Source organism: Candidatus Methanosphaera massiliense, from assembly GCF_028890305.1.
GTDB classification, from domain to species: Archaea; Methanobacteriota; Methanobacteria; order Methanobacteriales; family Methanobacteriaceae; genus Methanosphaera; species Methanosphaera massiliense.
In genome coordinates this window covers 73,659-86,593 of the sequence record NZ_JARBXM010000001.1, presented here as the reverse complement: position 1 = coordinate 86,593, position 12,935 = coordinate 73,659, and the positions used below count along the sequence as shown (strand labels likewise).

General features: G+C 28.9%; 9 protein-coding genes. 4 read left to right on the top strand and 5 right to left on the bottom strand.

All coding sequences use genetic code 11. The features are described from left to right. Positions 1-584: 584 nt before the first annotated feature. Positions 585-800, bottom strand: a complete 216-nt coding sequence (locus tag OTK55_RS00425) for a hypothetical protein (RefSeq protein WP_274869903.1) — start codon at positions 798-800, stop codon at positions 585-587. On the opposite strand from OTK55_RS00425, the gene OTK55_RS00420 reads away from it, so the two are divergent. Next, positions 781-3,855 carry an autotransporter outer membrane beta-barrel domain-containing protein gene (locus OTK55_RS00420; protein ID WP_274869902.1) on the top strand — a complete coding sequence of 1,025 codons (3,075 nt, stop codon included), beginning with the start codon at positions 781-783 and terminating at the stop codon, positions 3,853-3,855. The genes OTK55_RS00425 and OTK55_RS00420 overlap by 20 nt on opposite strands. Before the next feature lie 167 nt (positions 3,856-4,022). On the opposite strand, the gene OTK55_RS00415 is transcribed toward OTK55_RS00420, so the two are convergent. Continuing rightward, positions 4,023-6,545 (bottom strand): Ig-like domain repeat protein, encoded by a 2,523-nt coding sequence (locus tag OTK55_RS00415; RefSeq protein ID WP_274869900.1) that lies wholly within the window; start codon positions 6,543-6,545, stop codon positions 4,023-4,025. A 252-nt stretch (positions 6,546-6,797) separates the two neighbouring features. Here OTK55_RS00415 and OTK55_RS00410 point away from each other — a divergent pair, with 252 nt between their 5' ends. After that, a complete protein-coding gene (locus tag OTK55_RS00410) occupies positions 6,798-7,865 on the top strand; it encodes a glucose-1-phosphate thymidylyltransferase (RefSeq protein ID WP_274869899.1) in 1,068 nt (355 codons plus the stop codon). An 11-nt stretch (positions 7,866-7,876) separates the two neighbouring features. After that, the gene (gene galU, locus OTK55_RS00405; protein WP_274869898.1) at positions 7,877-8,731 is read left to right on the top strand and encodes a UTP--glucose-1-phosphate uridylyltransferase GalU; all 855 of its coding nucleotides are present in this window, start codon (positions 7,877-7,879) and stop codon (positions 8,729-8,731) included. 127 nt (positions 8,732-8,858) lie between these two features. On the opposite strand, the gene hacA is transcribed toward galU, so the two are convergent. From hacA to cyaB, 3 genes are all read right to left on the bottom strand, one after another. Next, positions 8,859-10,106 carry a homoaconitase large subunit gene (gene hacA / locus OTK55_RS00400; protein ID WP_274869897.1) on the bottom strand — a complete coding sequence of 416 codons (1,248 nt, stop codon included), beginning with the start codon at positions 10,104-10,106 and terminating at the stop codon, positions 8,859-8,861. An 8-nt stretch (positions 10,107-10,114) separates the two neighbouring features. Next, positions 10,115-11,284: a homocitrate synthase family protein gene (locus OTK55_RS00395; RefSeq protein ID WP_274869896.1), complete on the bottom strand. Its 1,170-nt coding sequence runs from the start codon at positions 11,282-11,284 to the stop codon at positions 10,115-10,117. Between the two features lie 150 nt (positions 11,285-11,434). After that, entirely contained in the window at positions 11,435-11,977 is a 543-nt protein-coding gene (gene cyaB / locus OTK55_RS00390; RefSeq protein WP_274869895.1) for a class IV adenylate cyclase, read from the bottom strand. Positions 11,978-12,288: 311 nt separating this feature from the next. Between cyaB and OTK55_RS00385 the strand changes: the two genes are divergently transcribed. Then, entirely contained in the window at positions 12,289-12,840 is a 552-nt protein-coding gene (locus OTK55_RS00385; RefSeq protein WP_274869894.1) for a TATA-box-binding protein, read from the top strand. Positions 12,841-12,935 lie beyond the last annotated feature (95 nt).

The window sequence follows — 12,935 nt, the reverse complement described above, 5'->3', positions numbered from 1 at the left end:
TTATATTTCCCTCCTTTTTCATTGTTAATAAAAAAAGATGTAAAATATATCATAGAATATATTCATTTTATGATAGTATTTTTTTTAATTTTCATAAAGTTATATTTATTTGTTTTTTAATATTAATATTATTCTTATTATTTTAATGAAATTAATATAAATTTTATTTATTCGTGTATTATTGAATAATCGATTCAAATATATTTTAATTTTAAAAATACGGGATATTAATTTACTATTTTCTTAGTTCTGCTTTTAATTTTTATATTTTTAAATTAATCAATATAAAATGAATATAAATATATAATTCTTAAATTATATTATGTAATATGAAGAATAATTATCAGAACTTACTTGAGTTTCATTAAATGTTTTAATATTCTTCTATATAACTAAAAAGGAGGTTAAAGTATTTCTATTAAGAGAAGTCATATTATTTTAACTTCCCTAACAATATTATTCATATTAATATCTATAACTGCAATATCTGCAGCTGATTCAAGTAGTACTAATACTACAAATATCGAATCTTCAAATGATAATAATATAAATTCAAATATTGGAATTAGTGAAGTTAATAATAATTATAACATCACTTCAAATGATAACAAGATAGCACATGTATCAAACAAGCAGAATACTAGTAAAGACATTCTTAAAAGTAAATCAAGTATATATGATTCTAGAAATGCAAGTAATTTAGAGAGTAAATCTATTAAAACAAATGATTCATCAAATGAAACAAGAATTGACCCAGACATTCGTTTAAGTGATAATCCTATGGAACCTGGTACTAACACTACATTTGTAGCTATAGTTCCATCAGATGCTACAGGAACAGTTGTATTTAAGATAAATAATGAAATAATATCTAATAATATAACAATTAACTCAACATTACTAACTTACACTTACGAGGTACCTGAATATTATAATGATCCAACATATAATTTAACATTATCTTATTCTGGTGATTCTAAATATAAACCAGTAAATGTAAGTACACTCATTGCATTAACAAGTGAAGAAACTAATGTAGACCCACAGATAACTGTAGATAATATAACAGTAAAATACTTATCACAAACACAAATAGTAGCACACATGGCACCAGATGTTAAAGGTGTAGTTGAATTTAGATTAAATAAAACAAAACTTGCCACTGTAGAAATAGTAAATGGAACAGCAATATATAATTTTAACGCCAATGCTACAAGACTGCCAGGAGTGTATAGGTTACAAGTGATATATGCTGGTAACTATAAGTATTCAAATAGTACAGTAAGATCAAGATTAACCATTCTCAAGTTAAATGCTAATTTAACTACAGAAAATATAACTTCTAAAGCAGGTTCTAATACAACATTCACTTCAAGGGTAATTGATGAACTAGGAAGACCAGTAAGTAATGCATTAGTTGTATATAAAATTAATCAAAACACGATTGGTAATATCACAACTAACGAAACAGGATATGCCGTATATCATTATGTAATACCATATCAATTTGATGATCAAGAATATAGTGTTCAGGCAGTACTTCGAGAAACAAGTACTGTTAATTCAACAAGAACTAATGCTACATTAAAATTAACACAATTATCTACAAGAGTAGAAGTTCCAAAGATATCCGCTAAAATAAATGATACAGTAACAATAACAGCAACAGTCATTGATGAAAATGGTAATAATGTATTAAAAGGAGTTGTATTATTCAAAATCAATGGAGTTACCACAGTTAGAAAAAATGTGTCTATAGGACATGCATTATATACATATGTACCTAAAGTAAACAGTGCAAAAATATATAATATAACCTGTATTTATCAGGGATACTGGAAATATGCTGACTCTCAGAATAATGGTAAATTAACCATCAATAAGATTGGTACAGTAACAACTGCAAGATACGTTGATGCAAAAATTGGTAAAAAGGTAGTTCTTTCTGCTAGTGTAAAAGATAAAAATCAATTAAATGTAAATGGTGGATATGTACGATTTACATTAAATGGAAAAGATGTTGGAAAAGTAGCTGTTAAAAATGGTGCAGCAAACTTAACATACTATGTTGGAATCATGAAACAAGGAGCATACAGACTTAATGCAACATACCTTGGAAGTAATGCATATTATTCCAGTTATAATTTGAATTATATGAATGTAACAAGATTAAATGCTAGAATGGTCTCCGATGCAGTATATGTAACTATAGGTAAAACTGCTAAAATTACAGTAACAATACTTGATGAAACAAATCATCATGCAGAGAATGGTACTGTAACATTTACATTAAACGGTACTACTATTGGTAAAGCAACAGTTAAAAAGGGTGTAGCCAGTATATCCTACAGGCCACCAAATAAGTACAACGGTTTAACATTAAAATATCTAGCAAAACTTCAGGCTAACCAATACTACTCATCAGCTTACACAATAAATAACCTTACTGTTTCAAGTTTAAGCACGGTATTTGTCAGTCCTAAGGGCAGTGACTCTAACATAGGTGATAAATATCATCCATTCAGAACAGTATCCTATGCAGTAGGACATGTAAGCACATATGGTTCTGTTATCTTAACTAATGGTACCTATTCAGCTTCCAATATATACTTAAATAAAACTATTAAGATTATTGGAAGTGGAACTAAGACATTTATAACAGGTAATGGCAAGGGTCCTATATTTACAGTAACTACAAACAATACACATATTACAATAAAAAGTTTAACTATTAAGAATGGTAAATCATCAGCAAATAGAAGTGCTGGTGCAATAGTCTCATATGGTAAATTAAATATTACAGGTGTAAAGTTTATAAATAACACAGCTACTGGAGCATATTCTGGTGGAGCAATATATTCATTAGGTATTCTAAACCTGACTGGTGTAACATTTACAAATAATGCAGTATCAAATAGTAATGGTGAAGGTGGAGCTTTACGTTTAATAAACAACACAACAAATATTAATAGAGCATGGTTCACAGGCAATACAGCTAAAGGTACTAATTCAACTGGTGGTGGAGCTATATATATGCAGGATGGAGATTTAGTAATTAATTCAGCATCCTTTAACAACAATAGAGCCACTGGTAAAATGGTATTAGGTGGAGCAATAAAAGCTGCCTATGGTGATATTGTAATTACATCATCTACATTCCTAAATAATTATGTGAGTGGTACTAATATTGGAATAGGTGGAGCAATAAATAGTTTAGGTGCTGGTTTATATATCAACAAAACTAAGTTCCAATCAAACAAGGCATATGGAAACACAGTTGCAGGTGCAGGTGCAATGTACATACAATATGCAGCATCTGATATATATAATACAAACTTCACATCTAACCTAGCAAAATCTAAATCAGTTATAGGTGGTGCTATAGAAGAATACTATGCATATTCAAAATTTGTAAATTGTATATTTAATTCAAATACACTTACCGCAACACAAAAAACATCCTTCGGTGGAGCTATATACTTTGAAACTGGTAACTTAACAGTACTTAAATGTAAATTCAATAAAAACACAGTGACTTCAAAAAATACATCTATTGGTGGAGCAATATACACAAGCTCTAATGCCACTATAACAAACTGTGACTTCACATCAAATAAAGTAACAGGTAAATATATTGGTGGTGGAGCAATAGCAAACATGAATAAAATAACCATTTCAAGAACAAACTTCATATCAAATAATGCTACTGGTGTAGGTAATAGTATTACAGCTATATCAGGTTCTAGAAACAGTATTCAAAATAATTACTGGGGATCAAAGAAACCTACATGGAGTAAAGAATTAAGAGGAGTTACCAAACCATCTAAATTTGCGACTACCAAATTTTCACATTAGAATATAAAAAATAATATTATATTCTAATACTTTTTTTTATTAAGACATATATCCTAAAATACTTATTTTTCACAAAAAGAGATAACTTATTTTAATTAAAAATAGAAATATTTTTTTTAAAAAAGAATAAAAAAAGAAAGGTTTTTTATTAACTACTTTAACAATACCTAACTAATTACAATAGGAATACGAATAGTCATCGCATTATATTTTTTATTTGCTCCCATTCTAATTGTTAATGTTTGTTTTAATGTCTGACCACTTTTTACAGCAGGTGTTACATATTCAAATGTAAATACACCATCAGTTAAAGTAATATTAGTTTTTATAGTTTTACCATTAATCTTATAACATATTTTTCCCTGTGAAACATAGTTATTATGTGAATCAAGAACACCCATAGTGATGCTGACACCACTATCACTCATTAAATACAATGTACTGTTAGGAGTTACATGTGCATTTTGTTTTGAAATTGTCATAATAGTCTTGTTATTACATGAATATTTGTTATTATCTCCACCATAAACAATGCTGACATTATATTGTTTAGGATTGAAATTTTGAGGAATAGTATAATTTATTATAGCTTTACCATTAACTATTCTAACATTAGATGCAATAGTTTTACCATTAATTTTAAAGGAAACTTTTCCGTTAGTTACCTTTTTATTTCCACAGGTTACATCAGCTATCATTTGAATTGTGTCTCCTGTTCTAATAGCAGTGGTATTTTTTATGGTAATTTTAGCTGTTACACTACGTTTAGGAATAGTTATTGTAATATTCTTGGATAATTTCTTATCATTAATTGTATTTAATACAATTGTTGCAGTATAATTTTTATTGCCCCATGATGTAGGTATAGCATATTTTACTGATGCTTTACCATTAACTACTTTTACTTTATTAATTATGGTTTTACCATTAATTTTAATAGAAGCTTTACCATTAATATTGTTAGGTAGATTTATATTAAACTGTATTGTCTGATTATTATCTAATAGAATATATGTTATATTAGCTTCCAATGGCGTCAATGTTAATAATTGATCATCAATTAATACACTAATATTCTCATATTCTGGTTTACATGTATTTATTGTTTGATTATTAATATTCTGAAAATTCTCTGTAAAAACTGTGTTATTAGCAATATATACAACTTCTCTTATAGGAATGTTTGAACTTAATTTATCACCGTTATTTAATGAATTAATTGTTACTAATAATGTTGTATCTAATTTTTCAATTAGTGGTGTGGTATTAGTAAATGTCATAACAACCCAATGATCAGGGATTACTCCTATTTTATCCCATTTTGGATTATTGTTACCCCACCAATTATTTTCTATTGATTTAATTAATGAACTATTACTATATATTGTGTTATTAGTTTCAGCTTCATTACCTATAAATGCATTGTATTCTAAATTAATATATTGTTCATTCCATATAGCTCCACCTTTTTCTCCAGCAGTATTTAATCTAAACACTGAGTTTCTAGCAGTGATAGTACCATAATTTCCTTCAACAGGTGTTGTGTTAAGATTAGCTATTGCTCCACCATTAACAGTTGCACTATTTTCTGTAAAATTACAGTTAATCAAGGTTAAATTTCCATTTTCAGTAGCAGTCCATGCAATATTTTCTATAGCTCCACCACTTTCTCCAGCACTATTTGATTCAAATGTACAATTTATTGCAGTGAAATTATTAGTGTTCGTGATTGCTCCACCATTATATGTACCATGATTATATAGGAATTGGCTGTTTGTTATTCTTACAATACCTGTACTATATAAGGCACCACCATAAAAGGATGCAGCCTGGTTTTTTAAGAATAACGTGTTGTTAATTGTCACATTTCCAAATGCATTATAAACTGCTCCACCACTTACAGCTGAATTGTTTTTGAAATTTGAATTTAGTATTAAGAGATTTCCACGTATGCTATACACAGATCCTCCAACATTATACGTATTATCTTTCGTGAAATTTGAGTTTCTAATTGTAGTTCTTCCACGATTATTGTATATTGAAGCTCCCCATGAAGCGGTATTACTTGAAAAGTCCGTGTTTTCTACATATAATATGCCAGTATTATATATGCTTCCGCCTTTAGATGTTCTTTCTAAACCAGTATTATTTAGGAAACATGAATCTCTAACAGTTAAATTTCCATTATTAGTGATTGCTGCCTGAGTGCTGGATTCATAATCTTTCAGTGTTATATTAATAAGGGTTAATTGATTATTATCTGATATGGTGAATATACTACTAGTATCATTTGCTATGAATATAGTACTATTTCTATTTTGACCAATTATTGTTGTGTTTTTTGTGATATTCATTGATTTTAAATAATATGTGCCCGTGTTAACATGTAATTTACTGTTATTTGTTATTATTGTTTCTGTTATTGTTTTATATGGATTATCAATTGTACCATCTTCAACTTGATTAGTGGATGATGAATCAATATAAATATCGTTACTTTCTTCTTTTTTCAGGTTTTTAGTATTATTTTGGACATATTTCGTGTTTTGAATTTGTGTAGTATTACTTTGCTGTGTGACTGGTTGTATATGATGATTATTATCTTGTAGTGTATTAGTATCATTAGTATTCTCTGCAGATATTGATGTTATGGATAATAAAACAGTTGTTAATAGAATTAAGAATAACAATGTTTTTCTTGTTTTGATATTTTTACCTCCTTTTGTTTTATTGATAATATAATTTATAATATAAGAATTATTATAGTTTATTTTATTTTATATAAAAATATTTAAATAGTTAACTTATTTATATAGAAATTAAAAATTATTCTCTTAAAATGGAGATTTTAAAAGATATAATAATATTGAATTAAAATATATCTTATATAACTAAATAAATTCTCAAAAGAATTTTTTTAAGAATATTAGGAGATATTAGAAATGAAGGGAGTTATTTTATCTGGTGGACATGGAACTAGACTAAGACCATTAACACATACAGGTCCAAAACAATTAATTCCAATAGCAAATAAGCCAGTAATTTATTATGCAATAGAAGATTTAAGAGATGCTGGAATAACTGATATTGGAATAATCCTAGGAACCAACATGCCTAATAAAATAAAAGATGCCTTAGGTGATGGGTCTAAATTTGGAGTAAAAATCACATATATCATGCAGGGAGAACCAAAAGGACTAGCTCATGCAGCAGCAACAGCTAAAGACTTTGTTGATGGGGATTCTTTTGTCATGTATCTAGGTGATAATATACTAAAATCAGGAATTGAGGAATTTGTAAAAGGATTTGATGAATCAAAATTTGCATCAAGATTATTATTACAGGAAGTTCCTGATCCAAGACAATTTGGTGTAGCAGAACTAAATGATAATGGTGAAATAATTAATTTAGTTGAAAAACCAGAGCATCCGAAGAGTAACTTAGCATTAGTCGGAATATACTTATTCAAAAACGAGATATTTGATGCTATAGATAAAATTAAACCTTCTTGGAGAAATGAGTTAGAAATTACTGACGCTATCCAGAAACTAATCGATGAAGGCTATGATGTTGATTCCTTCGTAGTTGAAGGATGGTGGAAAGACACAGGAAAACCAGAAGATGTACTTGATGCTAACCAGTTAATTCTAGAATCAATACAAACAGATATCAAAGGAACAATAGAAGATGATGTAAAAATCAAAGGAAGAGTAATCATTGGTGAAGATACAATAATAAAATCTGGTTCTGTAATAAAAGGACCTGCAATCATAGGAAAAAACTGTGAAATAAAAGGTTATGTTGGCCCATATACATCTATAGGTGATAATACAAAACTAATAGAATCAGAGATAGATTCATCAATCATTATTGGAAACTCAATAATACAATCAGATAAGAGAATAACTGAAAGTCTTCTAGGACAAAATTCAAAAATAATTTCAGATAAAACAACCTATCCAAAAGGACGTAGTTTTGTAATAGGTGAAAATTCAATAATTAATTTATGAGGAAAGAAAATATGAAAGCAGTAATACCAGCAGCAGGTTTAGGTACAAGATTTTTACCAGCTACAAAAGCACAACCAAAAGAAATGTTACCTGTATTTAATAAACCAACAATACAGTACGTGGTAGAAGAAGCAGTAAATTCAGGTATAGATGATATACTAATAATTACAGGTAAAGGTAAACGTTCAATAGAAGACCACTTTGACAGGTCTTTTGAATTAGAATATCATTTAAATGAAAAAGGAAAATATCAATACCTAGAAGAAGTACAATCAATTACAGACATGGCAGATATATATTATGTAAGACAAAAAAGACAAAAAGGTTTAGGGGACGCTGTTTCATGTGCAAAAAAACATATAGGTGATGAACCATTCGCAGTACTTCTTGGAGATACAATTACATACTCACAAACACCTTGTATTAAACAATTGTTAAACGTATATAATAAATATGGTGGATCTACAATAGCAATTGAAGAACTACCTGAACATAAAATTGAAAGATACGGTATTGTAGATGGAAGTTGTATAGAGAATAATATTTATAAGGTAGATAATCTGGTGGAAAAACCAAAACTTGAAGATGCACCTTCAAATCTTGGTATAACTGGTAGATACATATTAACTCCAGATATATTTGATCAATTAGATGAAATTGATGCTGGTGTTGGTGGAGAAATACAGTTAACTGATGCAATTAATAATCAGGAGAATGTATACGCTACAACATTCGAGGGAACAATATATGATATTGGTAACACTATTGAATGGCTAAAAAGTTCCATTGACATGGCATTAACTCATGATGATGTACGTGAAGATATCATTAATCATATGAAACAAAAAATCAAGGAATATCAATAAGATTAAAAATACATCAATAAACTTCCATTCATTTTCTCTTTTTTAAGGAGTTTACTAATGATTTAATATAATATTAAGAACTAATTTTCAATAAAAAAAATTTTAAAAAAAGTAATAAAAAAACTATTTATAAGTTTTTAGGGTCTGTGATTTCACCAGTAATTGATGAAGCTGCAACTACTGCTGGATTTGATAGATATACATATGATTTAGCACTACCCATTCTACCAAGGAAGTTCCTGTTAGTGGTAGATATACAGGTCATGTCATCATACATTACACCCATGTGAGCACCAAGACATGGTCCACATCCAGGGTTACATATTATTGCATTTGATTCTAGAAGTGTTTGAATAATACCTGTTTCAATGGCTTGTTGATATATTTTACGTGATGCTGGGAATACTAGTAGTTGTACGTCTCCGTGAACTTTATGTCCTTTAAGAACGTCAGCTGCCTGTGCAAGGTCTTCATATCGGCCATTGGTACATGAACCTAGTACTGCTTGATCAATATGAGTACCTTCTACTTTGTCTATATCTTCTACATTATCAACATTATGCGGACATGCAATTTGTGGTTGTAAATCATCCACTTCAAAGTCATACTCTTTTTCATATTGTGCGTCTTTATCGGGGGTTGTGATTTTATAATCGGTTATACCCCTTTGAGCAAGGTATTCCTTTGTTTGCTTGTTAGGTATCATGATTCCATTTTTAGCACCACATTCTATTACCATGTTTGTCATTGTTAATCTTCCATCAACTGACATATTATCTATGGTATCTCCATGGAATTCTAGACTTTTATATGTAGCACCATAAGAACCAATTTCTTTTATTATTCTTAGTATTAAATCCTTTGAGTACACGTTTTCTTGTAATGTACCATTTACATTTATTTTATAGGATTCTGGTACTTTAAACCAGGTTTTTCCTGTTGCATATACCATTGCTAGGTCTGTTGCTCCAAGTCCTGTGGAAAAAGCTCCAAAGGCACCATATGTACATGTGTGTGAGTCAGCACCCACCATTACTGTAGAAGGTTTTACATGTCCCATTTCTGGAAGTACCTGGTGACATATACCTTCACCTTGTATATACATGTTAGGTATGCCCTGTTTTTTACCAAATTCTCGTACTACTTCCTGGAATTCAGCAGATCCTATGGTGTTTGCTGGTACATTATGGTCAAATACAAGTACTATCTTCTCAGGATCCCATACTTTATCAGCTATTTTTTCAAATACCTTGATTGTTGGTGGACTAGTACCATCATGACTCATTGCTACATCAATGTTACAATTTATTGTATCTCCAGGAGTAACTTCATCGTTTCCTGAATGTTGTGCTAATATCTTTTCGGTTATGTTCATATTAATCCTCATCTTTGAATATTTGCTTTTAATAATATTTCATCAAATTTATCATTAGTTATATCTTCACCTTTTTCTCGTTCCTGTTTTACAAGGTTTACTATTTCTAATAATTTTCCGTTATCTACTTCAATATTCAAAGTATTAAGTTTCTCAGCTACTGCTGCTTTACCAGAGTGTTTTCCTAAAACAATTTGTCTTTTAGTTCCTATCATTTCTGGAAGGTATGGTTCATAGCTAAGTGGATCCTGTAGGATTGCATCAACATGTATTCCAGATTCATGTCTAAATACATTATTTCCTACAATAGCCTTACTGTCAGGTATAGGTATTTCACTATATTTAGATACAAGCTGTGATAGTTCATGAATTACTTCTGTATTAAATCCTAAATCCTTGTTGTATAAAAGTTTTAAGTTCATTATTAGTTCTTCAAGAGATGCATTACCTGCTCTTTCACCTATACCATTTACTGTGGTGGATATTGATGTTGCACCTTCCATTAATCCGGCAATGGAGTTTGCTACGGCCATTCCAAAGTCATTATGACAGTGTAATGCTATCTCAATATCGATTGCTTCTCTAATATTTTTTACTAGATATCGCATTGCAAATGGATTTATAGAACCTGTCGTGTCTGCAATATGTATTCTATCTGCATGGTGTTCTTCTGCTTGTTTATATATGTCTATTAATTTAGGTAATTCTGTTCTTGTTGCATCTTCAGCAGAGAAAGCTACATATAATCCATGATCTTTTGCATAATCTACAGCATTCATACATATCTGATTAACTTCTTCCCGGGATTTTTTCATCTTAACTTTTAAATGTAAATCAGATAATCCCATGAATGTTATTATTCCATCTACATCCGCATCTAATGCAGCATTTATATCTTCCTTTTTTGTTCTTGTTAGACAAATAATGCTTGCATCAAGTCCCTCGTTTGCTATTCTCTTAACTGCTTCTTTTTCATTTTCAGATACTCTTGGAAAACCAGCTTCAATTTGAGGTATTCCCAATTCATCTAGTTTATGTGCTATTTCTATTTTTTCATCAATTGAGAAGAAAACGCCTGGTGTTTGTTCTCCATCTCTAAGTGTTGTATCATATATATTTATATTGTCGGGTAAATCGTACTCCACTTTATCATTATATATACTTACAAATCTATCCATGTAATAATTGCCTCCTCTTATGCAATTTAGATTTTTTTTGGAGTGATTGTAAAAAAAATAATAATTGTTATATTCCTATCAAAAAAAATTAATTAATATTTTATTTAACCAAGTTATATGTTTTATATTTGTTTTTTCTATTAATAGTATTTATTCTAATTGTTCGAGTAAGCCAAGATAGGAAGTTCTTTCAAAGCCTGACGTTATTCCTAACTTTTCAAAGACGTTATATATATTATTTCTAATCTCTTCTATATCACTACCCTCTTTAGCTACATATTCAATCTCCATATAATATCCTAATTTATCTAGTTTATCTAATGTAACAGTATACTCATTATAAATAAATATTCTACGTACTTTATTAACAATTGCTGCAGGCTTATATCCTAAATTAACAAGAATATCCACCATATTATCTGTATCAGCTATTTCAACTTCTATCTCTTTTCTTGTTTTACTTTTAGGATCAATTTTAGGACCTTTATATGTTAATATACGTTTAAAATCATCATCTTCTGGAATTTCTCTAATACGTAGGGCTTCATCAGTTTCTTTAAAATTCTTGTCTGGAGCATTAAAATAGATATCATGCTGTTTTTCGGTATGAGAATAAGTTCCGCCTATTTCTTTAATTTTTTCTAGAGTTTTTACTTTATCATTAATTTTAGCTTTCATCTCAACTTCTATCATCTTATCACTAATAATATATTTATTCTATAAAATTATTTATTATACTTTTTAATAGTTATATTTATAAAGTAAAAAAGTACATATATAAATACATAATATGTGATTTTAGTATTATTTTTTTTAAACATGATAAAATAGAAAAAAAGAGTGATTATATAGTTTCTTAAACCCCTTATTAATAGAATTAATAATTTCTAAGAAATAATTTTTATAAATATTATATAACTTTTAATTTTAACTATTTATAAAAGAGTAATCCTTCTTTAATATAGAATAATACTAAAATATATACTAAAAATGGAGGAGAAATAATGGCAGATGTAGAAATTAAAGTAGAAAACATTGTAGCATCAGCAACATTAGGGAAATCATTAGAATTACCTAGAATTGCACCAGCTTTAGAGAATGTTGAATACAATTTAGAACAATTCCCTGGATTGGTATTCAAACTTAAGAATCCTAAAACTGCTGCTTTAATCTTTGGATCTGGTAAACTAGTTTGCACTGGTGCAAAATGTATAGAAGACTCAAAAAAAGCAATCCACATAACTGTAGATAAAATAAGAGAATTAGATACAGAAATACCTGAAGATTTTGAAATAAAAATCCAGAATATTGTAGCATCAGCAAACCTAGGAAAAGTATTAAACCTAGAAGCAGTAGCTTTAGATTTAGAAAATACTGAATATGAACCAGAACAATTCCCTGGTTTAGTATATCGTCTTTCTGATCCTAAAGTAGTATTATTATTATTTGGTTCTGGAAAAGTTGTATGCACTGGTGCAAAAACAGCAGACCAAGCATTATTAGGTGTACAAAAAACCAAAGAACGTTTAACAGAATTATACCTAATAGAAGAATAGATTCTGAGAAAAATCTAAATTTAAAAGATAATTTACTTATCTTCTAAAATAAATAACCACCAAAATAAACTCCATAATAAATAACAGAAGAAAAT